This is a genomic window from Roseiflexus sp. RS-1, assembly GCF_000016665.1.
In the GTDB taxonomy this organism is placed as follows: Bacteria; Chloroflexota; Chloroflexia; order Chloroflexales; family Roseiflexaceae; genus Roseiflexus.
Genome location: NC_009523.1, coordinates 1288931 through 1311368, shown reverse-complemented (window position 1 = coordinate 1311368; position 22438 = coordinate 1288931). Strand labels below are relative to the sequence as shown.

The following is a 22438-nucleotide window of genomic DNA, read 5'->3' as shown; positions in this document are numbered from 1 at the left end:
AGGCAGTGCTGTTATTGTTCGTCTTGCGCCCCTCATCCCCCCGACCCCCTTCTCCCACGAGGGGAGAAGGGGGAGTTTGGGCGTTCTGATGGCTGAAGCGGGAGATGGCACGCAGGGGCTTGCCAAAACATCTGCTCCTGTGAGGGGTGAGACGGCGGGGAACATGCGAGCGGGACGCGCGCGCTCCCAGGGGTGAGGCGGCGGGGGATGCGGGCGCGACGCCCGCGCTCCCAGGGGTGAGGCGGCGGGGGATGCGGGCGCGACGCCCGCGCTCTCATCGCGCGGCGGTCACGACCCGCAGGGGTTCGGTGTGGGTCGTCGCATCGATGATCACCACCCAGCGGCGGGTGTGGTACGGCATCAGGATCTGCCGCGCCAGCGGCGCAGATCTCCGTTCTCGAGTCAGCCGCGGGGCATTGCGCACCCGCCGCAGCCAGCGTTCATAACGGGCTGCGCGCGTCGTCTGGGGCGTCAGGTACGCCAGGGCGCTGGCTATCCGGTGCAGCACAGGCGCGCCGCTGAGCAGGATGCCGGGCGTCAAAAACGCAAGGCGTTGGCGGGTTTGCATGGGCGGGGCGACGGCGCTCTGGCGGAACCACCCGTCGACCGCCGGTGGAAAATGACAGACACTGGCGCCAATGCAATGATCTCCTGGCATTAATCGCGAGTGCCACGACCAGCAGACCAGAACCATCACATTGGTGGGCGTTTCTTTCGCAATGAGACATTATCTCACGATATGAACGTATGTTCTGTCCGCCCTTGAGTCTGCTGGGATCTGGCGGGGTTGGATCGTGCGATATGGTCCGCCATCCATGCCCATCCGTGGTTCTTGCCAAACATAAGAGCGCACCGGAGCGTTACGCCTCTGCCGCTGCGACTGCCGAAACGACAGATTCGCGTCCGGGCAACGTCAGCGCCAGCGCTGCCGCCGGGAGCGCCAGCAGCACCGTGGCCTGCATCGCTGTGAACAGACCAACCGTATCAGCCAGCGCGCCGACCAGCGCAGTGCCGATGCCCCCCGTTGCGAAGGTGAACCCCAGGATCAACCCGGCGGCAAACCCCTGTCGCACCGGCAGCAACCGTTGCGCATGCACTACCAGCACACTGTGTTGCCCACCGATAACCATGCCGGCAACGCCGCATGCGATGAACGCTGTGAGTGGTGAAGGCGACCATATGCAGACCAGACCGGCAGGCACACTGATCAGGAGGGGCCAGATCGTCGCAGCACGCATACCAAAGCGATCGGCAATATCACCGGCAATGATATTGCCGATTGCAGCGGTAAACATGAATGTTCCGGCAATCGCGCCATAGGCAACCGGCGCCCAGCCGCGGTCGGCGAACAGTTTGGGCAGGAACGACATAAACACCGACTGAATAGACGAACGGAGCGCCACCAGCACAATGAACGCCGCCAGGATTGCCACCCCAACACGTACTGCAGCATGGGCGGCGCGTGCCGTACCGCCCACGGGTATCACAGGACGGGGCGCAGCAAACAGCAGCACCGCTGGCGCAAGCATCAACGCCGCAAGCACCAACATCAGACGTATGCCGTCTGGTGTCGTGAGTAATGCGCCGCCCAGCAACGGACCCAGTGAAAGACCGAGTTGCCCGCTGAAGAAGAAGATAGCGGTTGCACTCGCAGCGCGCGACGGTGCAGACGCCGCAGCGCTTGCCGTGCCGATCGGGTGGAAGAGACCCGATCCGAGCGCCATGAACCCGACGAGAAGAACGATCAGGGTCCAGTTCATCGAAAGCGCAATGGCGGCCAGGCAGATTGCCATCCACGCAACACCGCCGCCTGCCAGCGCGGCCGGTCGTGCGCTGAAGCGATCCGCCAGCCAGCCAAAGAGCGGTTGCGACAGCGCACCGGCAAAGATCTGGATCGTGAGCGCAACACCAATCTGGGCATTGCTGAGCGCCAGCGGCACTGCCAGCGTCGCCAGCAGGACCGGCACAACACTGTTGAGAACATCGACCGCAAAATGACCGGCGCTGATCGAAAGGAGAAGACGATTCTTGAGCACGGACGGAGACCTTTGTTTTCAATAAACGAGCGCTTACGATAATGCAATGACCTTTTCCGGCGACCAGACCTCACTGACGCCGATATGTGCCGGGGTAAGAGTCAGAGATGATCGATTATACACGATCAACACCACATGATTGTCATTTGTTTGAAAGGTGACAGGCTAAACCGGTTATGCTATAATTCCTTAACAATAGATTCGCCTTGGTGCGATGATCGTCCCGGCCGTTGTTCTTATCGCGTGATGACGCGCACCAGCCAGCATTTATGCACCCACACGCTGAAGAACAGCGGTCGGTTTTTTATGTCGAAGAACTATGCGTATCTTGATGTTGTCCTGGGAGTACCCGCCACACATCATTGGCGGCCTGGGGCGTCATGTCACCGATCTGTCCGATGCCCTGGCGCAGATCGGCGTTGAAGTTCACATTATCACTCCTCAACTCAAGGAGGGCAGCCGGTACGAGCGCACTGCACAGGGCGTTCATATCCATCGCGTTGCCGTCCCGCCGATCACTGATCGCATGCTCTTTCCGCTCACCCAGGAACTCAACGTTGCGCTGAAGCACGCTGCGCTCGATGTGCAGCGCTCCACCGGCAGCTTTGATCTGATCCACGCGCACGACTGGCTCGTCGCACAGGCAGGCATTGCCCTCAAACACCTGTGCCACCTCCCGCTCCTGGCAACGATCCACGCAACTGAACGCGGACGGCATCAGGGGCATCTGGCGAACGATCTCTCGCTTCAGATCGACCGTCTGGAACGCTTGTTGACCGGCGAGGCGCACCGTATCATTGCCTGCTCGCACTTTATGGCGCACGAGGTTCACACTACCTTCGATGCGCCACATGACAAGATCGATGTTGTCCCGAACGGTGTGGTTGTCCGCTCTTCCCCATTTCAGAGCGATGAGGAGCGCATAGTCTTCCGCCGTCGCTTTGTGCGCGACGATCAACCGCTTGTCTTCTCTGTCGGGCGGATTGTGTACGAAAAGGGGCTGCACCTGTTGATCGACGCCTGGTCACACGTGCTGGCTCAGTTTCCCCATGCGCACCTGATCATCGCTGGCACTGGCGGATATCTCGATACACTTCGTCAGCGCGCGCAGGACGCCGGTGTAGCCGACCATGTAACGTTTACTGGTCGCATCAGTGATGAGGAGCGTGACCGCCTGTATCACGCGGCGGATGCCGCCGTCTTTCCGTCGTTGTATGAACCCTTCGGCATCGTGGCGCTGGAGGCGATGGCAGCCAGATGCCCGGTCATCGTGGCGCACACCGGTGGTCTGGCGGAAGTGGTGAAGTTGCACGAAACCGGGTTAACGGTGTATCCCAATAATGTTGACTCGCTGGTCTGGGGGATTACACACACCCTGGCACACCCCAACTGGTCCCAGGCGCGTGCGCTCAATGCGTTCCACGACGTCTGCACCCGGTACAACTGGAACACGATCGCACAAACGACGCTGGATATCTATCGCCAGGTGTGCAACGAGTGGCGCCAGGTACAGCGCAACTCGCGCATGGTTTCGACATTCCAGTTTGCGGCGACGTATGGGTAGAGCGATGTGAGGTGCAGCAGACCCGCTCCTGCCCTTCATTTCTGCGCCCCCCAGCGCATATCACTGCGAGAAACAGAGCGACGACGCAATCTTCCAGCGCCCATATCCCTGGAAGATTGCGTCGTCTGCCGCATGCCCATATCCTGCGACGCGGACTCAATCAGGCGCAGGAGCTCACTTCTAACCCTTCTGCTCCTCCAGCACCGCCTGCGCTGCCGCGAGGCGAGCGATGACGACGCGGTACGGGCTGCACGACACGTAGTTGAGACCAACGCGGTGACAGAACTTGACACTTTCCGGCTCACCGCCATGTTCACCGCAGATGCCGGTCTTCAGATCAGGGCGGGTGCTACGCCCGCGTTCAACGCCCATCCGCACCAGTTGCCCCACACCTTCCTGATCCAGCACCTCGAAGGGATCATCCTTCAACAGTTTGCGTTCGACGTAGAGGGGCAGGAAACGCCCGACATCGTCGCGGCTCATACCGAACGTCATCTGGGTCAGGTCGTTGGTGCCAAAGGAGAAGAACTCGGCAACCGTTGCGATCTTGTCGGCGGTCAGCGCAGCGCGCGGCACCTCGATCATGGTGCCGAGCAGATAATCGATCTTCTGCCCGGTTTCCGCCATCACCTCATTGGCAACCCGCCGGACGATGTCGCCCTGCATCCGCAGTTCACTCACATCACCGACGAGCGGGATCATAATCTCGGGATGCACGTGAATGCCGCGCGCCTGACAGTTGGCAGCGGCACGGAAGATGGCGCGCGCCTGCATCTCGGTAATCTCCGGATATTCGATACCGAGACGGCAGCCGCGGAAGCCGAGCATTGGGTTCGCCTCGCGCAAACTCTCTACCTTTGCTTTGAGGCGGGCGAAGTCGATGCCCATCTTATGCGCCAGTTCCTCGATCTCCCGGTCGCCATGCGGCAGAAACTCGTGGAGCGGCGGATCGAGCGTGCGGATCGTTACCGGCAGACCATCCATGACCTCGAAGATGCCCTCAAAATCACCCTGTTGCAACGGCTCGATCTTTGCCAGCGCTTTGCGACGATCCTCAACAGTGTCTGCCACGATCATCTCGCGCACGGCATCGATCCGATCCCCCTCGAAGAACATGTGCTCGGTCCGGCAGAGACCGATGCCCTCGGCGCCGAACAACCGCGCAATCCGCGCATCGGTCGGCGTATCGGCGTTGGCGCGCACACCCAGGCGCCGCACTTCATCCGCCCAACTGAGGAATGTGCTGAAGTAGCCGTAGAGTTTCGAGTCCTCGGGCTTCATCTGGCCACGAATGACCTGAATGACCTCGGCTTCTCGCGTCTCGACCTGACCGGCGTACACCCATCCGGAGTGACCATCAACCGTGATCCAGTCACCCTCTTTGAGGATCGTGTCCGTCCCATGGACGTGGACTGTGCCAGCTTTGTAGTCGATCTCCAGATCGCCGCAACCGCAGACGCAGCACTTCCCAAGTTGACGCGCCACCACTGCGGCATGACTTGTAAGACCGCCGCGTGCCGTCAGGATCGCCTGCGAAGCGACCATACCGTGGAAATCCTCGGGCGCCGTCTCGGTGCGTACCAGGATGACGCGCTCACCCTGCTCCGAACGCGCCGCCGCTTCGTCGGGATCGAGCACGATCCGCCCCTGTGCAGCACCGGGACCGGCCGCCAGACCGTGCGCCAGCCTGGTTGCGTGTTCAGCAGCACGAGGATCGACGATGGGGAAGAGGAACTGATTGAGCATCTCCGGTTGCACCCGACGCAGCGCAGTACGCTTGTCGATCAACCCCTCGTTGACCATATCGACCGCGATCTTGACCGCTGCCATGCCGGTGCGCTTGCCGTTGCGCGTTTGCAGCATCCAGAGTTTACCGCGTTCGATAGTGAACTCGACGTCTTGTACATCTTTGTAGTGACGTTCGAGCATCTTGGCGATCTCGGAGAACTGCTGGTACACTTCGGGCATCTCTTCGCGCAGTTTGCTGAGCGGTTTCGGGGTGCGAATGCCAGCGACCACATCTTCACCCTGCGCATTGACCAGGTACTCGCCGTACAGTTCATCTTCACCGGTGGCGGGATTGCGGGTGAAGGCGACACCTGTGGCGCTGTCATTCCCCATATTGCCAAAAACCATCATCTGCACATTGACGCCGGTGCCTAGCGTATCAGGGATTTTATAGACACGGCGGTAATCGACGGCGCGGCGTCCCATCCAGGAATTGAAGACGGCGGTGATCGCCATGCGTAACTGCTCGTAGGGGTCTTCGGGGAAATCGATGCCGGTCTCTTCTTTGATGATCGCCTTGAACGTCTCAGCGATCTGCATCAGTTCGTCGGCTGTCAGATCAGTATCCTGACGATCCTTCCCTTTGGCTTCGTTCATCACGTGCTCGAACTTCTCGCCATCGACGCCGAGCACGATCTTGCCGAACAACTGAATGAACCGCCGGTAGGCATCAGCAGCGAAGCGCCGATTGTCGGTCAGGCGGGCAAGCCCTTCGAGCGTCTCTTTGTTGAGACCAAGATTGAGCACGGTATCCATCATGCCGGGCATTGATTCGCGCGCACCGGAGCGAACCGATACCAGCAGCGGATTGGACGGATCGCCGAATTTCTTGCCGACCTGCGCTTCGATCACCTTCAACGCTTCGAGAGTCTGCTCCCACAACCCTTCGGGGAACTGCCTGCCGCGTGCGTAGTATTCGTTGCATGCTTCGGTGGTGATGGTGAAACCGGGGGGAACGGGAACGCCGGTACGGGTCATTTCAGCGACGCCAGCGCCTTTGCCACCAAGGAGATCGCGCATCGACGCGTTACCTTCGGTGAAGAGATACACCCACTTTTTTGACATAGTGCTTCTCCTTTGCGGGACTGCCCGTGTTTCAACCGGCTGCGACAAAAAAAAGCGGAGTACTGTGAATATGCCGCAGCATTCGGAGTCTATCAGGATATTACATCAGTATGATGAATCGTGCAACGGGCATAATCGTGGGTATGGTTAAGAACCAAGAACCAAGAACCGAGAACCAAGAACCGAGAACCGAGAACCAAGAACCGAGAACCGAGAACCAAGAACCAAGAACCGAGAACCAAGAACCGAGAACCAAGAACCGAGAACCGAGAACCAAGAACCGAGAACCGAGAACCGAGAACCAAGAACCGAGAACCAAGAACCGAGAACCGAGAACCGAGAACCAAGAACCGAGAACCGAGAATCGAGAACCAAGAACCGAGAACCGAGAACCAAGAACCGAGAACCAAGAACCGAGAACCGAGAACCGAGAACCTGGAACCTGGAACCTGGAACCTGGAACCTGGAACCTGGAACCTGGAACCTGGAACTGGACGTTGTGCAGAGACCGGTCGTGCGTCTACCTGGCGCTTGACGAAGAATTAACATAAACCGGTATTCGCCTGGTAGCCCGGCGGCTCATGAAGATAACGTTCTGTCCGCAGGGCTGATGAAGATTGAGGATCACAGCATTTCTCAGATACGTTGACCATTGTTCATACCCGCCGTGTCGCACGAGGCGCCTGCTCCCGGCAGCGTGTAGACCGAAATTCATTTCGGTCGCGGCGTGGTGCGTGATGTTCGTTGCGGTCGTCCGCTACATTGACCATATGTGCCTATCCGCCACGTCGCACGAGGCGCCCGTTGCCAGCGGCGGGTAGACCGAAATTAGAGCCTATCCGAACCACTGGAACCGTTTCGCCTGCAGCGTGATCGCCGTGCGCGCCGCCGGGTTCTTCGGATAGGCTCTAAGACGTGGAAGTCCGACAGGCTTGTCTACGGGCGAGCGGGATGCGCCCCCGCAAGCCCGCGCAGGCGGGCTTCCCGCCTGCCAGCCGCGACTTCAGTCGCCAGGCGGCGAGCGGAACCACCCTGTCGCACAAGGTTCGTCGTTCCGCCACGCGAAACCGTCATGCGACCCGGTGTGCTCAGCGCCTATCCGAACCACTGGAACCGTTTCGCCTGCAGCGTGATCGCCGTGCGCGCCGCCGGGTTATTCGGATAGGCGCTAAGACGTGGAAGTCCGACGGGCCTGGCTACGGGCGAGCGGGATGCGCCCCCGCAAGCCCGCGCAGGCGGGCTTCCCGCCTGCCAGCCGCGACTTCAGTCGCCAGGCGGCGAGCGGAACCACCCTGTCGCACAAGATTCGTCGTTCCGCCACGCGAAACCGTCATGCGACCCGGTGTGCTCAGCGCCTATCCGAACCACGGTAACCTTTTCGCCTGCGGCGTGATCGCCGTGCGCGCCGCCGGGTTCTTCGGATAGGCGCTAAGACGTGGAAGTCCGACGGGCTGGTCTACGGGCGAGCGGGATGCGCCCCCTCACGCCCGCGCAGGCGGGCTTCCCGCCTGCCAGCCGCGACTTCAGTCGCCAGGCGGCGAGCGGAACCACCCTGTCGCACAAGGTTCGTCGTTCCGACACGCGAAACAGTTATGCAACCCGGTGTGCTCAGCGCCTATCCGAACCACTGGAACCTTTTCGCCTGTGGCGTGATCGCCGTGCGTGCCGCCGGGTTATTCGGATAGGCTCTTATGGAGATCGAGATTATAGCAGTCTGCCGCGTCGCACGAGGCGCCCGCTTCTGGAGTGTTCAATCTTCGTGCGCCTCCGGCGGGCTGAAGCCCTATCTGAGGTCGGGCAAGCCCTACGGGCTGGATCAACCCAGGTCCTCCCGGAATATGGCAAGGATGACTGAAACGCCAGCCCCGCAGGGGCTTCCATGCGCTCAGGGAGGGCTTTAGCCCGCACGAGCAGAGTCACGCCCGACGACGGATAATGTCGGGTGTCCTCTCTTACCGACTGACATTTCGGTCGCAGCGTGGGGCGCGATGTTCGTTGCGGTCGTCCGAGGAGTGTTCAACCTTGCCCGATAGGTTCAACCTCTGTGAGAACCGCTATGATTTCTTGAAGTTCATCATCCATACGATCAACAGGCGCGACGCGCACACTTCAGGATTGCACCGCTGGCGTCGCTGGCGACGCTACGGCGATACGCTCTGGCAGGCAGCGGAATGTCAGCGCCGCCGCGCCCAGCAGGACAAGTGCGGTAACAAGGAAAATCGACGGCAACCCGAACCAGGCGGCGAGAGCAGCGCCAAGCAGGGGCGCGGCGGCGCGCGCAGCGGAGTTCACCGAGTTGTCGATGCCAAATACCGCCCCTTCGTCGCCGCTGCCGGTGTAGCGCGCCAGCAGTGCGCTGAGCGCCGGATTCATGCCCCCTGTCGCTGCGCCGGTCAGCGCCTGAAGCATGAGCAGTTGCCATCCAGTTGTTACGAATGCCTGCGGAATGAAACCAAGCGCCGCAACCGCCGTTCCCGCCAGCAGCACCCGTCGGTGACCGATACGGTCGCCCAACCGCCCCAGGTAGAGCGCGCTGACAGTTCCTGCCGCCGAGGAGAGTCCGACGATAATGCCGGTAAAGGTGCTGACCCCTTCGTTGCCGTGCATGAGCGTGGCAATGTAGAGCGGCAGCACCGGCAGCAGCATGTTCGGACCGAGCCAGTTGAGGAAGCGGGTGGTGTATGCGGCGGCAACACCTGGCAACACCAGAATGCGCCGCCAATCACTCATAATCCCGGTTCTGCGCGTTCCCTGCGACGGCGGTGTGAAGCGCTCCTGCACGCCGAAGGTGACAACAATGCCCGATATGATCAACAGGATCGCGGTGACGATGAATGCTGCACGAAAGCCGAGCAGGTCGGCGACAACGCCGCCAAGCATAGGACCGGCAGCGATCCCTGCCCATAACCCGACCTGAAGCATCCCCATGGCGTACCCGACCCGTTCACGTGGCACGAGCGAGGCGGTGAGCGCATTGATCGCCGCAATGGTTCCGGTGATAGCGCCCTGGATGGCGCGCAACAGCGCCAGTTCTTCCGCCGAACGGGCAAAACCCATCAGCAAGATAATCACAGCGCCACCGTACATGGCACGCTCGATCATCGCTTTGCGCCCGAAGCGATCCGCCAGCGATCCCCAGATCGGTGAACTGATCGCCATGGTGAGCGCCTGCCCCGAAAAAACCATCCCCGCCCAGAATTCGAGGCTGAAGCCGGTGTTCGTACCGAGGCGCTCGACATACAACGGCAGGAACGGGAAGAACATACCGAAGCCGACGGCTGATACCAGTTGGGCGGCAACCAGGATGAAGAGCGTCTGCTGCCAGCGTGTCATGCGATGACCGTGCCTTCGCCGGCAAGCGCGCGCGAGACCGGTTCGGATACGCGCGCGTCACCGAGGATGACCCGCCCCACGCCCTGGTTGAGCGCTTCGGACGCGCCCAGGATTTTCTTCTTCATCCGCCCCTGCGCCAGCGGCAGGTACGCTTCGACATCGGCGCGCGGAATGTGCCGCACAAGGGTGCGTTCGTCGGGAAATGCGCGCAGCAGACCAGGAACGTTGGTCAGCAGCACAAGCGTGTCGGCGCCAAGCGCAGCCGCAATCGCTGCCGCCGCGCGGTCGCCGTCAACATTGAGCGCTTCGCCGATGGTGCTGACGGCAATCGGCGCAATGACCGGCAACAGTCCGGCGTCCAGCAGCAGACGCAGCAGGTCGGTGTTGACCTGTTCAACCGTCCCGGTCCAGTCGTCGCGCAGAACTTTCTGTTTGCCATCTTCGATGATGCGAATGACCGCCTTGCGCTGCCCCTGAAGGATGCGCCCGTCGAGACCGGAGAGACCGATGGCGTTCACTCCCATATGCTGGAGACGCTCAACGATCAGTTTGTTGACTTTGCCGGCGGTCGCCATCAGAAAGAGTTCCAGGGTCACACGGTCGGTGTAGCGACTGGTGTACCCGGAGGGTGATGTCACGAAGCGGGGTGGATGTCCGAGCCGTTCGGCAAGGGTGTTGGTTTCATGGGAGCCGCCATGCACCAGCACGAAACGCTGACCGGCGCGTGTCAGTGTCGCCAGGTCGTCGCAGAGCGGATCATAGGCGATGCTGGCGCCGCCGCCGACTTTGACGACAATCATGCGCATGCCTCCTTTGGACGGTAGAAGAGTCGGACGATCTCCATTGCCTGGTGATGGTTGATCCCGCCTTCGCGCACACTGGCGCAGCGAATCAACCGTGCAGCGAGTTCATCGGCGGTTGCCTCGTCGGTTGGAATATGCAGGCTCTCTTCGGCAAGATCATCGGCGTAGGGCGCAATTCTGAGGCGAATGTCATCGGGATGACGCAGGACCAGGTGTTCCCGTTCGCGCCAGAAGCGCACGTTGCTCTTGCCGCAGCCGAAGCAGGCGAGCACTGGCGTGCGCAGCGGCATGTCGTAGGGCGGCAGCGCCCCGGCGTAGGCGCTGTTGCCGAGATCAATCGCCCGCTGCCCTTCGTAGCCGTTCTCCAGCGCCAGGCGAAATGCGCGCAGGGTGGTGTCGGCGTGGACGCCGGAACCATCGTACTCGGTGTTCGATGAAAACGGACTCCGGTCGAACACAAAGCCGCTGCGCGCCAGAATCCGGTAGAAGAATGAATCGAGGTCACGGTAGCGGTTGACGAACAGTTCACCGTCGGGCAGCACACCAAGCTTCTCGCGCACTGCCTGACGGATGGCGGGCATCGACCGCGGGTAGAGGAGCAACAATCGCCGGTAGATGGCTTCGATCAGCGAACTGAGACCGATCGTCCCGTTGCGTTCGCCAATCCCCAGGATCGAGAAATCAGGGAGCATCATGATGCCCAGTCGCATGCAGAGGATCAGCGTATCGACGTATAACCGATCAGCGTGCCCGATGTCGTTGTGGATGTGACATTCGAGAAAGGCAAACCGGATGCCGATATGCTGCAGAATGGCGATCCGGTCACCGAGATCGTCAATCGTGCCAACGCCGACGGTGTCGGGGATGCCAATGCCATCGACGTGCAGGTTGTGACGGATCAGGCGATCCTGCAAGCGCTCATAGAAGGCGCGGTAGTCGTCCAGCGGCGTGCGGTAGGCGTCTTCGGTGCTGATGCGCACACAGTCGAAGCCGAGTTCGCGCGCCAGATGAATGGCATCGAAGGCGCGATCAGCAAGCTGCGTCGCGTTTGCGCGCACCGTTGCCTGCTTGATCGGGCTGACGCCGATGTAGAGGTGGAGACGGCGAAAGCCGGTTTCTGCGGCGGTGCGAATGTCGGTTGCCACACAGCGCGCATGCGCGGCGAAGGTCGTCGTCAGGCGATGGGCTTCGGCGCGCTCCAGCAGACGGCGGTTGAACGCCTGTCCCGGCGGGTTGGCGGGAAATGCGGGAAGTTCGATCACCCCGACTCCGAGCGAGTCCATGCCGCGCACGGCTTCCCATGCTTCATCGACGGTCAGATGAAATCCCTGGAGCGTCCCGTCGCGGCATTCGCCGACCGCCTGGAGGGACTCGCGGATGCTGAAGACCCCCCAGCGCATGGCTTTCAGGTAGTCGAACAGGGCAAACAGTTCAACCGCTTCGTGGTACCGCGGCTGCGCCGGGTTTTCGCTGCGCAAGAACTCTGGTATTGGTGACATGTCCATACATCTCTAGGCGATAGCCGATAGCCGATAGCCGATAGCCGATAGCCGATAGCCGATAGCCGATAGCCGATAGCCGATAGCTGATAGCCGATAGCCGATAGCCGATAGCCGATAGCCGATAGCTGATAGCTGATAACCGATAGGGTCACCGTTGGAGTTCGTGTTCCGCGCAGGCGGGCTTCGCCTCGCCTGCCCGAGGGCTTATGATCTTTAAGAAATTAAGTCCGGTATAGCCCGCGCAGGCGGGCTTTGCCCCGTATAGCCGAGGGCTTCAGCCCGACGGCAAAGGGCGAATACCGGCTCCATCAGCCCGACGGCATGCGTCAGCCCGCGCAGGCGGGCTTTGCCCCGTATAGCCGAGGGCTTCAGCCCGACGGCCAGAGGCGCAACCGGATTAAGTGCTCAATCTCCATTAGCCCCACGGCACGAGGCGCATACCGGTTTATTTCCTTAAGTTCTTCATCAACCGCCAGGTAGACGCACGACCGGTCTCTGCACAACATCCAGTTCTCAGTCCTCAGTCCCCGGTTCTCAGTTCCTGGTTCTCAGTCCTCAGTCCTCGGTTCTCGGTTCTTGGTTCCTGGTTCTTGGTTCTCAGTTCTCAGTTCTTAGTCCTCGGTTCTCAGTTCTCAGTTCTTAGTCCTCGGTTCTTAGTTCTTGGTTCTTAGTTCTCCTAAATCGGATGTAATCCAGGAAACTCCAGACCGGTACGCTCCTCGAAGCCGCACATCAGGTTCATACATTGCACAGCGGTTCCGGCTGCGCCTTTCATCAGATTGTCGATGGCGCAGATCGATACGATCCGTCCGGTCTCTTCATCGACGGCGAACCCGACATCGGCATAGTTGCTTCCCGCCAGGATTTTCGGTTCCGGCAGGCGGTACACCCCCTGCTTTTCACGTACAATGCGCACGAACGGCTCACTGCCATACGTAGCGCGGAATGCGCGCCACAGATCTTTTTCGCTCACCGGAGCGCTGGCGAATGCGTGCGCAGTGGCAAGCGCACCACGCACCAACTCGACGCTCGTGATCGACAGGTGAACTCGCGATAGCCCGAGTTCCTGCACGACCTCGGCAGTATGCCGGTGACCGACGGGCGCAAACGAGCGCACCGCCCCGCTCCGCTCCGGGTGGTGCGATGATTCGCCAGGTTGCGCACCACCCTCCGACGAGCCGACTTTCACCTCGACAATCACATCGCGCGTGGGGTCGATCAGTCCGACGCGCACCAGCGGCAGCAACGCCAGGTTGGTTGCGGTCGCGTTGCATCCGACACCGCTGACGTACCTGGCAGTGCGGATAGCGTCACGGTGCAGTTCCGGCAGACCGTACACGAACTGCTCCAGCCAGTGCGGCGCTGGATGCGTTTCGCCGTACCAGCGGGCGTACAACGCCGGATCGCGCAGACGAAAATCGGCGGAGCAGTCGATAATCTTCGGCGCAAGTTCTGCAAAGCGGTCGATAGCGCGGGCAGCGTCGCCGTGCGGCAGCGCCAGAAACAGGACATCGCACGGCGTCAGTCGATCCTGCGAGGTAAACTGCACCTCGCGCGCTGCGGGAATGCCACGCAGGTTCGGATGGGCGACAGTGATCGGCTTGCCCGCCAGACGCTCGGAGGTTGCCTGCGCGACGGTTACCAGCGGATGAAAGAGGAGCAACCGCAGCAGTTCACCACCGACGTAGCCGCTGCCGCCGACGATAGAGACACGGACGCTCATGCGAACACTCCTCCCGGTTATCCCTTCTTTGCCGCCGCCAGCGTGTAATCGATGATCCGCGCCGGGATGTCTACGCCGGTTGGCGCGATGCTGTTGCGAAACTCCATGGTGTAGTTCACTTCGTTCACCAGCAGCCTGCCATCGGACGCTTCGAGCACATCGATGGCGACTACCCCGCCGCCGACTGCATACGCCGCGCTGACGCACAGGTCTGCCAGCGCTGGCGTCACCGGGCAAACGCTTGCGATCCCGCCGCGCGCGGTGTTGGTGATCCAGTGCTCACTCGTGCGGTAGATCGCGCAGATGCACTCGTCGCCGACGACAAAGGCGCGGATGTCGCGTCGGTGTGGTTTGGGAATGTACTCCTGAATGTAGAAGATCGAATGATGGTATGAGCCGAGGATCTGTTTGTGTTCGAGCAATGCTTCTGCCGCTTCACGGTCGTTGACCTTGGCGATCAGGCGCCCCCAGGATCCAATCGCAGGTTTGAGCACGACCGGATAGCCAAGGTCTTCGATAGCGCGCAGCGCCGATTCCGGCGTAAACGCCATACGGGTGCGCGGCGTCGGCACGCCAGCGCGGATCAGCGCCTGGGTGGTCTTGAACTTGTCGCCGCAGATGTCGGCGACATACGCGGTATTGACCGTCGGAACGCCAGCATCGTTGAAGACCTTCAGTGCATAGAGCGCGCGTGAATGGTGAATGCTCCGTTCGAGCACAACGTCGTACTCGTAGCGTCCTTCGTTGAGATCGAAAATGACATCATCGTCGTCGATGCGTTCATAGGCGATGCCGCGTCGTTCCAGTTCGGCGAAGAGCAGTTTCTCCTCGACGCGGATGCGTGAGCAGAGGACGCCAACTCGCATACGTTACTCTCCCCAGTCCTCTTCAACTTCCGGCGCGAGCGCCAGTTCCGGCGGATCGATACTGACGACTTCCAGTTCGGCGGCGCATTCGGGGCAGGTGAGGATCTCCCCCTCGACTGTGCCTTCGGGAAGGGTGATTTCGGCTTCACACTCCGGGCATGTGGCACGCACGGCGATGTCTCCTTTCTTATGTGGTGAGCATATGGGATAATACTGCGTTGGTTATATCGGTTGTGACTGCGCTCCCCCCCAGGTCGGGCGTGTGTGGACCGGCAGCGCGCACGTGGCGAATGGCGCGCTGGATGCGTGCGCTCCAACCGCGCATGGCGGAAGCCAGGTCTGCCGGTGCACGACCGGCAAGATGGTCAAGAAGCAGCGCGGTGCATCCAATCGCCGCCAGCGGATTGGCAATCCCTTTCCCGGCAATGTCGGGCGCTGCGCCGTGCACTGGCTCGAACAGGGCATGCCGTTCACCCAGGTTCGCCGACGGCGCCAGACCCAACCCGCCGCCCCAGGCGCACGCAACGTCCGACAGAATATCGCCGAACAGGTTGGTGGTGACGATAACATCGAACCGTTCGGGGCGGGTGGCGAGCTGGAGTGCGCAGGTATCGACCAGCATCTCATCGATCTGGAGATCGGGGTATGCCTGTGCGACCTCCAGCGCGACGGAGCGGAACAGTCCGCACGTTTCGCGCAACACATTCGCTTTGTGAACGACGGTGACCCTGCCCGGCGGCGCGTCTGATCCGTTGCGCGCACTGCGCCGGGCGCGCGCGAGGTCGCAGGCGACGCGCATGATGCGCGCGCTGGCGCGCCGGGTGATGACACGCTCGGCGATCGCAGTCGCCCCATCATCCTCGACCCGTTCGCGTCCGGCGTACACATCTTCCGTGTTCTCGCGCACCACGACGAGATCGACCTTCCGCCGCCGGGGGTTGCTGCCGTTCTCCGGCAGATCGTCGAAAACCGGGCGGATATTGGCGTACAGGTCGAGTTCGCGGCGCAACCGGACAATCGGGCTGCGATACCCGGCGACCGGGTAGCCGGGCGAGGCGACGGCGCCGAACAGGATCGCGTCTGCGGCGCGCGCAGCAGTGAGCGTAGCGGAGGGAAGCGCCTCCCCCTGGCGCTGGAAACATTCCCACCCGGCGTCGGCGTTCTCGAAGTGGAAGGGCAAGCCGGTAGCGCGCAAGACTGCGACCGCCGCCGGGATCACTTCACGCCCGATGCCGTCGCCGGGGATGACCAGAATGGTGTACGGCGCTGCACTCATACCGTCACGGCTCCGGGGAAGCGTCGATACTTGCGGTAGAACGGAACGATGCCGCCCTCGCGCCAGACCTCGCGCATCCATTCGGGCGGCGGCGGCAACTGAATGGTGCGCCCATCGGCAATGATAACGCCGGTCTCGACATTGAATTCAACCTCCTGCCCATCCTCCAGTTGACCGGTCAGATCCGCCTCGAACAGCGGAATGCCCAGGTTGAGCGCATTGCGGTAGAAAATGCGCGCAAACAGCGGCGCGATAATCGCCCCGATGCCGACCATCTTGAGCGCCAGCGGCGCGTATTCGCGCGATGAGCCGCACCCGAAGTTCGGACCGGCAATGATCAGGTCGCCGGGACGCACGGTCGAAGCAAACTCCGGGCGCGCCTCGATGAACGGATAGTTGCGCAGTTCTTCCTCGCTCTTCAGCATATAGGGCGCATAACGACCGGGAACGATCTGATCGGTATTGACATTCGCGCCAAAACGCCAGATTCGAGCCATTGTTCTGTCCTTTCTGCATCTCACCGATGAGAATAGAAACCGGTATTCGCCTCGTGCCGCGGGGCTGATGAAGATTAAGAATTTACAGTATTTCTCAGATATGTTGACCATCGTCTGTATCCACCGTATCGCGCAAGACGCCCGCTTCCGGCAAAGTGTAGACCGAAATTCATTTCGGTCGCCGCGTGAGGCGCGCGACTCCGGGAATGTTCAACTCCGTCCATTGGGTTCAACCTTTGTGAGAACTGCTATAATCCGTATGGCCGCTTGCCGTCGGACTAAAGCCCTCGGCCAGGCGAGGCGAAGCCCGCCTGCGTGGAACGCGAACTCCAACGGCGACCCTCTCGACCATCGGCTATCGGTTATCGGCTACGATAACCCCTCGGCTATGTGGTGCGAAGCCCGCCTGCGCGGAACGCGAACTCCAACGGCGACCCTCTCGACCATCGGCTATGGGTTATCGGCTATCGGCTACGATAACCCCTCGGCTATGTGGTGCGAAGCCCGCCTGCGCAGACCAGACCGGACTTAAGAACCGATTCACCGCTGCGGCGAAACGTCATCAACCTCCAGCGCCTGCGCCAGGTCGGCGATCAGGTCATCAGGATGCTCGAGACCGACCGAGATACGCAGCAGGTTGGGCGGGGTGACGCTCTCCGGTCCTTCAACCGATGCGCGATGTTCGATCAGGCTTTCGACGCCGCCCAGACTGGTGGCGCGGGTGATAATCCGTACCCGTGCCGCGACCGCCATTGCCGCCGCCTCGCCACCCTGAACCTCAATCGAGATCATGCCGCCAAAACCGCGCATCTGCCGGGCGGCGACCGCGTGACCGGGATGGGTTTCCAGCCCCGGATAGTGGACACGTTCGATACGCGGATGGGTTGCCAGGAAACGGGCGACCCGCATCGCACTGGCAGCGTGAGCGCGCACCCGGTACGTCAGCGTCTGAATGCCGCGCAGCGTCAACCAGCAGTCGAACGGTGACGGAACCGCCCCGCCGTTGATCTGCAAGAAACGCACCCGTTCCGCAAACGCATCGTTCTCGCGGAAAACGACCACGCCGCCGAGCACATCACTGTGCCCGCCGATATATTTGGTTGTTGCGTGCATCACCATATCCGCGCCGAGTTCGAGCGGACGCTGCTGCACCGGCGTCGCCCAGGTATTATCGACCGCACATAGCGCGCCTGCCTGATGGGCAATGCTCGCAATCGCAGCAATATCGGCAATTTTGAGCAGCGGGTTGGAAGGGGTTTCGATCCAGACCAGGCGCGTATTCGGGCGCAGCGCAGCCGCAACGTTCTGCGGATCGCGCATATCGACGCGGGTATACTCCAGACCCCACGGCGCCATGATGTCGCGCAGCAATCGCGTCACCCCGTGGTAGGCATCGTCGGGCGCAACGACGTGGTCACCGGGACGCAACGCCTGAAAGATGCTCATTGCCGCCGCAAGCCCCGAACTGAACGCCACGCAGGTTGCGCCGCCCTCGAGCGTCGCCAGGCAGGTTTCGAGCATCGCGCGATTGGGGTTGCCATTGCGCGTGTAGATGTACCCGTGCGGAAAACTCCCGTCGGGCGCGCGTTCAAAGGTCGTTGTCAGGTAGATCGGCGGGATGACCGATCCGGTTGTCGGATCGATCTCCTGCCCGGCATGGATGGAGATTGTTTCGAGATGCACCGGTCGTCTCCCTCTACCCTGATCCTGACAGACTGCCAATCGCCAGGGCGCCGATCGCGGCGATGGCAACACCCGACACACGATTGATCCAGACCGTGGCGCGTTGATCGAGTCGCGTGCGCAACCGGCTCACACTCATGCACAGAAGCATCCACCAGATCGCCGAGCCGGTGAAGATTCCTGACACCAGAACCACAACGATGACAGCAGGATCGCTGGCGTGCGCCTGGTATGTCAGTCCCACACCGCCAAACATCGCAGCGAACGCCAGAATGGTCGCCGGATTGGTCAGCGTGAGCACAAACGTCGATGCCCATGCGCCAGACAGATGACGACGGTTGACCGACGTAGCATGCCCGGTTGGTCGAGCAAGAAACGTTGCGACGCCGGTAGCGAAGAGATACAAACCGCCGATCAAGCGCAACCAGAACTCTCCGCCGGTCAGCAATACCGTGACGAAGGTCAGCCCAAACCCGGCAACAATTCCATAGACGGCATCCGCAGTTGCAGCGCCCATTCCCGACGCCAGACCGGCAGCAAATCCGTCTGCCAGCGTGCGGCGGATGCACAGCAGACTGACAGGTCCGACAGGTGCAGCGATGCTGAGACCGATAAGCATAGCGCGCACAAACAGAGGTATGTCATCAATGATCACGAGGTGATTCCTTTTACTCACCGCCCGTTCACCACCTCCGCCGGATGGGCGATATACCCGAGCACTGCCGTCGCCGCTGCAACTTCAGGCGACGCCAGGTAGATCTGCGCCTCCGGCGATCCCATGCGCCCGCGGAAGTTACGGTTGCCGGTGAACAGGCAGACCTCGCCGGGCGCCAGGACGCCCATATGCCGCCCGATACATGCGCCGCATCCAGGGGTGCCAATGGCTGCGCCGGATTCAAGGAGTGTCGCCAGCGTTCCATCCGCCGTCGCCTGCTGCAACGCTTCGCTCGACGCCGGCACCACGAGCAGGCGCACACCGCGCGCCACTTTGCGCCCCTTCAGGATGCGCGCAGCAGCAGCAAGGTCGTTCGCATGACCGTTCGTGCAGGTGCCAATATAGACCACATCCACCTCAACACGCCCCAGATCGCTCAGGTCACGCACATTGTCCACGAAGTGCGGCACGCTCACCTGCGGCTCAAGGGTGTCGAGATCGACCTCCACGGTGCGACTGTAGCGCGCTCCCTCTTCGACGCGCAACCATGACGGGACGGTGATGCCGCGACGGGTGGCGTGCTCTTCCCAGCCGGGACCGACAGGCGGAATGATCCCTGCCTTCGCACCGATTTCAACAGAGAGCGTGGCGAGCGTCATCCGTTCGCCGATGCTCAATTCCTCGACGCCGTGCCACTCGACCGACTGATAGGTCGCGCCATCGGCGCCGATCAGACGCGCTACGCGCAGCCCCAGATCCTTTGCGCCCACCCCAGGTTGAAACCGCCCACGCGCCAGGATGCGCACCGTCTCCGGCACACGCAGCCACGTCTGCCCGGTCGCCAGCGCCAGCGCCATATCGGTGGAACCCATGCCGGCGCCAAACGCCCCGACCGCGCCATACGCCGTTGAGTGCGAGTCGCTGCCGATGATCAGCATACCGGGGCGCGCCAGCCCCTCCTCGACCAGTACCGGATGCGAAATGCCGCGCCCGACATCGAAGAAATGCGTGATCTGCTGCTGACGCACCCACCGTCGCAGCGCCAGTTGATGCTCAGCATTCTGGATCGTCGCCGCCGGTGCAACGTGGTCCACCACCACTGCCACACGGTCGCGATCCCACACCCGTTCGGCGCCCAATTCGTGGTGCAGGATTTTGATGATGCTCGGTGAGATGCTGTCGTGCATCATCGCCAGATCAATCCTGGCGACGATATTCTCGCCGGCGGAGACCGGACGCCCGGCAGCGTGTGAAAGGATCTGTTCTGCAAGCGTTTGCCCCACGATACCCTCCTGAGACACAAACAGAAAGCCCGCTTCACCTGGTCTGGCGAAGCGGGCGCCTGTCTACCACACAGCAGGACAAGCGAGCCTAACCAGACCAGGAGTCCGGCTTTTTGCTCTGCTTGACCTGCTTGACGAACAGGGAATGCATACTGATGTCCAACTCGTGCGATATTGCGTTGCGCAGTGTACCACCAGGACGCCAGGCTGTCAAGTGCGGGCGCGGCGTTGGTCTACGCTTGGCGCCGCCATGCTATAATTATCCCAATGCACCGCAATCGAGAGTGCTGCAACTTCTGTGGAGGACAGGACGCCATGGCGCTGCGCCGCATTTTGCGTATCGATAATCCCGATGACAAGAAAATCCTGACGACGCGCTGCCACCCGGTGCGGTTGCCGAACCCGGCGCTGAAACAACTGGTGGCTGATATGTTCGAGACGATGCATGCCGCCAGCGGCGTTGGACTCGCAGCGCCGCAGATCGGCATCACGCAGCGCCTGGCAGTCATTTCAATCCCGCCGGTGGTCGAAGAGCGCCCCGATGGTTCAAAGGTCGAAGTGGCGCCGGAGCAAAACTTCGTGCTGATCAATCCCGAAATTATCAAAGCCAGCGATCAGGAAGACGTGGGACTGGAAGGGTGTCTCAGTCTGCCGGGCTGGTACGGCGAAGTGCCGCGCGCGGCGTGGGTCACCGTCGAGTACACCGATCTCAACGGGCGGCGGCAGCGCATCCGCCGGGCGACGGGGTTGCTTGGGCGCGCCTTGCAGCACGAGATCGATCACCTGGACGGAATCCTGTTCACCGAGCGCATCCGCGATCTCTCGACACTGAAGGATTACAGCGAGGAGATGGCGCCGACGGCGGCGGAGTGAGGCGGGGTTGAAGGTTGAAGGTTGAAGGTTGAAGGTGGGAGGGTTGGGGGTTGAAGGTTGAAGGTTTGAGCGTTTGCCCTGGTGCTATGTGCCTGATGTGAACGTTCGCTGTGGCGCGATGCGCCGGATAACCCCTGACTGACAAAGATGAAAACCCTTGTGATGAGTTTTGTCTGGAATAGTCTGGGCCTGCCATGGCGCGCGAGGCGCCTGTTTCCGGCTGCAGGTCGGGGCACGGCATGCCGTGCCCTGACGGCGCCGCTTCGGCGTCGCATCGCCGTGCTCTAATCCAGCCCGCGCAGGCGGGCTTTGCCCCGTATAGCCGAGGGCTTCAGCCCGACGGCTGGCGCGGGATAGCGGATTTATTCTACACTAGCCCGCAGTCTCCGCATGCGGGCGGGGACGCCCGCGTACCCAGGACGCATGTGGTTCAATCGTGCTGCCCATCGCTCTCAGCGGTGAGCACGCTATAGCCCCGCAGGGGCTTCCGCGCGCTCAGGGAGGGCTTCAGCCCGCACGAGCAACGTCGCGCCCGCGCAGGCGGGCTTCGCCTTGCCTGGCCGAGGGCTTCAGCCCGACGGCTGGCGCGGGATAGCGGATTTATTTCTCAATCTCCACCAGCCCGCAGTCTCCGTATGCGGGCGGGGACGCCCGCGCACCCAGGACGCATGTGGTTCAATCGTGCTGCCCATCGCTCTCAGCGGTGAGCACGCTATAGCCCCGCAGGGGCTTCCACGCGCTCAGGGAGGGCTTCGCCTCACATAGCCGAGAACTTTAGCCCCACGGCTAGCGCGGTATAGCGGATTTAATGCTCAATCTCCATAATTTCGGTCTACGATAGGTGACCGAAATGAATTTCGGTCTACTGTTCAGGCGCCTGCAGCGACCGACGCACGATAGCCTGGCGACGAAAGAGAAAACAGGGGTAAACCAACGTTTACCCCTGTTTCGTTGCACGTCCGTGAGGTGGCGACGTTACTTCCCGCACCCCATATACATGGCAGCGTCCTGCTTCGTTTCCATCGCGCGCTGCGACTCGCTTGCGGGTGCGGCAGCTGGCGCTTTTTCAGTGCGATCAAACGTCTCCTGTGCATCGCTGGCGGGTGCGGCGGGCGCCTGCTCAACGCGATCAAACAAGGGCGCTGTGTTCGCGTCCGTCTGATTCAACTGCGCCGGAGACTGCGCCGGCTGCTGAATGACAAAGCCGTTCGGCGCCATTAACTGGTTCAACAACGGTTGATCCTGCACCTTCGCCTGGCTTGCGCAGGCTGCAATGCTCAGCGCCAGACCCAAACCGGCGATCAGCGCCACCCCGCGGCGTTTGATGGTTCGCAGCATGTGACTCCACTCCCTTCTGATGTGACTGTTGCGCTTGCGTTTCGACTCTGGGAACCTTGTGTGTGGACCTGTCTCAACTATACCATGAAGACTGTGCAGAAGCAAGATGAAAATCGTGCAGATCACGTGCAAGAAGCAGAGGTTCTACGTCCC

Annotated in this window: 19 protein-coding genes; 2 read left to right on the top strand and 17 right to left on the bottom strand. The window is 61.5% G+C overall.

Translation table 11 applies throughout. The features are described from left to right. Positions 1 to 274 precede the first annotated feature (274 nt). Both ROSERS_RS05490 and ROSERS_RS05485 read right to left on the bottom strand, forming a co-directional pair. Positions 275 to 658 carry a hypothetical protein gene (locus tag ROSERS_RS05490; protein WP_041333096.1) on the bottom strand — a complete coding sequence of 128 codons (384 nt, stop codon included), beginning with the start codon at positions 656 to 658 and terminating at the stop codon, positions 275 to 277. Between the two features lie 202 nt (positions 659 to 860). Beyond that, positions 861 to 2036, bottom strand: coding sequence for an MFS transporter (locus ROSERS_RS05485; protein ID WP_011955828.1), 1176 nt, complete (start codon positions 2034 to 2036; stop codon positions 861 to 863). A 319-nt stretch (positions 2037 to 2355) separates the two neighbouring features. On the opposite strand from ROSERS_RS05485, the gene ROSERS_RS05480 reads away from it, so the two are divergent. Beyond that, complete coding sequence (locus tag ROSERS_RS05480; RefSeq protein ID WP_011955827.1) at positions 2356 to 3600, top strand: glycosyltransferase family 4 protein; 1245 nt, start codon at positions 2356 to 2358, stop codon at positions 3598 to 3600. Between the two features lie 180 nt (positions 3601 to 3780). Here ROSERS_RS05480 and ppdK read toward each other — a convergent pair whose 3' ends face one another. From ppdK to ROSERS_RS05420, 14 genes are all read right to left on the bottom strand, one after another. After that, positions 3781 to 6453, bottom strand: coding sequence for a pyruvate, phosphate dikinase (gene ppdK, locus ROSERS_RS05475; protein ID WP_011955826.1), 2673 nt, complete (start codon positions 6451 to 6453; stop codon positions 3781 to 3783). 936 nt (positions 6454 to 7389) lie between these two features. Next, positions 7390 to 7527 (bottom strand): hypothetical protein, encoded by a 138-nt coding sequence (locus ROSERS_RS25850; RefSeq protein ID WP_157040978.1) that lies wholly within the window; start codon positions 7525 to 7527, stop codon positions 7390 to 7392. Between the two features lie 122 nt (positions 7528 to 7649). Further along, entirely contained in the window at positions 7650 to 7787 is a 138-nt protein-coding gene (locus tag ROSERS_RS25845) for a hypothetical protein (RefSeq protein WP_157040978.1), read from the bottom strand. 775 nt (positions 7788 to 8562) lie between these two features. Next, positions 8563 to 9786 carry an MFS transporter gene (locus tag ROSERS_RS05470; protein WP_011955825.1) on the bottom strand — a complete coding sequence of 408 codons (1224 nt, stop codon included), beginning with the start codon at positions 9784 to 9786 and terminating at the stop codon, positions 8563 to 8565. Then, complete coding sequence (locus tag ROSERS_RS05465) at positions 9783 to 10586, bottom strand: [LysW]-aminoadipate kinase (protein ID WP_011955824.1); 804 nt, start codon at positions 10584 to 10586, stop codon at positions 9783 to 9785. Before ROSERS_RS05465 ends, ROSERS_RS05470 begins: the two co-directional genes overlap by 4 nt. After that, positions 10583 to 12088 (bottom strand): pyruvate carboxyltransferase, encoded by a 1506-nt coding sequence (locus ROSERS_RS05460; protein ID WP_198136361.1) that lies wholly within the window; start codon positions 12086 to 12088, stop codon positions 10583 to 10585. The genes ROSERS_RS05465 and ROSERS_RS05460 overlap by 4 nt, the downstream gene beginning before the upstream one ends. A gap of 679 nt (positions 12089 to 12767) precedes the next feature. Next, entirely contained in the window at positions 12768 to 13814 is a 1047-nt protein-coding gene (argC, locus tag ROSERS_RS05455) for an N-acetyl-gamma-glutamyl-phosphate reductase (RefSeq protein WP_011955822.1), read from the bottom strand. Between the two features lie 17 nt (positions 13815 to 13831). After that, positions 13832 to 14680, bottom strand: a complete 849-nt coding sequence (gene lysX / locus ROSERS_RS05450) for a lysine biosynthesis protein LysX (protein WP_011955821.1) — start codon at positions 14678 to 14680, stop codon at positions 13832 to 13834. A 3-nt stretch (positions 14681 to 14683) separates the two neighbouring features. After that, positions 14684 to 14851, bottom strand: a complete 168-nt coding sequence (gene lysW / locus ROSERS_RS05445) for a lysine biosynthesis protein LysW (protein WP_011955820.1) — start codon at positions 14849 to 14851, stop codon at positions 14684 to 14686. A gap of 16 nt (positions 14852 to 14867) precedes the next feature. Continuing rightward, on the bottom strand, positions 14868 to 15956 hold the full coding sequence (locus ROSERS_RS05440) for an isocitrate/isopropylmalate dehydrogenase family protein (protein ID WP_011955819.1): 1089 nt from the start codon (positions 15954 to 15956) through the stop codon (positions 14868 to 14870). Continuing rightward, the gene (locus tag ROSERS_RS05435) at positions 15953 to 16453 is read right to left on the bottom strand and encodes a LeuD/DmdB family oxidoreductase small subunit (RefSeq protein WP_011955818.1); all 501 of its coding nucleotides are present in this window, start codon (positions 16451 to 16453) and stop codon (positions 15953 to 15955) included. The genes ROSERS_RS05440 and ROSERS_RS05435 overlap by 4 nt, the downstream gene beginning before the upstream one ends. A gap of 540 nt (positions 16454 to 16993) precedes the next feature. Then, on the bottom strand, positions 16994 to 18136 hold the full coding sequence (locus ROSERS_RS05430; RefSeq protein WP_011955817.1) for a trans-sulfuration enzyme family protein: 1143 nt from the start codon (positions 18134 to 18136) through the stop codon (positions 16994 to 16996). Positions 18137 to 18149: 13 nt separating this feature from the next. Further along, positions 18150 to 18791, bottom strand: a complete 642-nt coding sequence (locus tag ROSERS_RS05425; RefSeq protein ID WP_198136360.1) for a LysE family translocator — start codon at positions 18789 to 18791, stop codon at positions 18150 to 18152. A gap of 17 nt (positions 18792 to 18808) precedes the next feature. Then, a complete protein-coding gene (locus tag ROSERS_RS05420) occupies positions 18809 to 20074 on the bottom strand; it encodes a 3-isopropylmalate dehydratase large subunit (RefSeq protein ID WP_011955815.1) in 1266 nt (421 codons plus the stop codon). Between the two features lie 315 nt (positions 20075 to 20389). Here ROSERS_RS05420 and def point away from each other — a divergent pair, with 315 nt between their 5' ends. Next, entirely contained in the window at positions 20390 to 20947 is a 558-nt protein-coding gene (gene def / locus ROSERS_RS05415; RefSeq protein WP_011955814.1) for a peptide deformylase, read from the top strand. A gap of 975 nt (positions 20948 to 21922) precedes the next feature. On the opposite strand, the gene ROSERS_RS05410 is transcribed toward def, so the two are convergent. Then, positions 21923 to 22285: a hypothetical protein gene (locus ROSERS_RS05410; protein WP_011955813.1), complete on the bottom strand. Its 363-nt coding sequence runs from the start codon at positions 22283 to 22285 to the stop codon at positions 21923 to 21925. Positions 22286 to 22438 lie beyond the last annotated feature (153 nt).

Coding starts and splice junctions, on each gene's coding strand:
- ROSERS_RS05490 (WP_041333096.1), bottom strand. CDS start 658: ATGCCAGGAGATCATTGCATTGGCGCCAGTGTCTGTCATTTTCCACCG.
- ROSERS_RS05480 (WP_011955827.1), top strand. CDS start 2,356: ATGCGTATCTTGATGTTGTCCTGGGAGTACCCGCCACACATCATTGGC.
- ppdK (WP_011955826.1), bottom strand. CDS start 6,453: ATGTCAAAAAAGTGGGTGTATCTCTTCACCGAAGGTAACGCGTCGATG.
- ROSERS_RS25850 (WP_157040978.1), bottom strand. CDS start 7,527: ATGACGGTTTCGCGTGGCGGAACGACGAACCTTGTGCGACAGGGTGGT.
- ROSERS_RS25845 (WP_157040978.1), bottom strand. CDS start 7,787: ATGACGGTTTCGCGTGGCGGAACGACGAATCTTGTGCGACAGGGTGGT.
- ROSERS_RS05470 (WP_011955825.1), bottom strand. CDS start 9,786: ATGACACGCTGGCAGCAGACGCTCTTCATCCTGGTTGCCGCCCAACTG.
- ROSERS_RS05465 (WP_011955824.1), bottom strand. CDS start 10,586: ATGATTGTCGTCAAAGTCGGCGGCGGCGCCAGCATCGCCTATGATCCG.
- ROSERS_RS05460 (WP_198136361.1), bottom strand. CDS start 12,088: ATGTCACCAATACCAGAGTTCTTGCGCAGCGAAAACCCGGCGCAGCCG.
- argC (WP_011955822.1), bottom strand. CDS start 13,814: ATGAGCGTCCGTGTCTCTATCGTCGGCGGCAGCGGCTACGTCGGTGGT.
- lysX (WP_011955821.1), bottom strand. CDS start 14,680: ATGCGAGTTGGCGTCCTCTGCTCACGCATCCGCGTCGAGGAGAAACTG.
- ROSERS_RS05440 (WP_011955819.1), bottom strand. CDS start 15,956: ATGAGTGCAGCGCCGTACACCATTCTGGTCATCCCCGGCGACGGCATC.
- ROSERS_RS05435 (WP_011955818.1), bottom strand. CDS start 16,453: ATGGCTCGAATCTGGCGTTTTGGCGCGAATGTCAATACCGATCAGATC.
- def (WP_011955814.1), top strand. CDS start 20,390: ATGGCGCTGCGCCGCATTTTGCGTATCGATAATCCCGATGACAAGAAA.
- ROSERS_RS05410 (WP_011955813.1), bottom strand. CDS start 22,285: ATGCTGCGAACCATCAAACGCCGCGGGGTGGCGCTGATCGCCGGTTTG.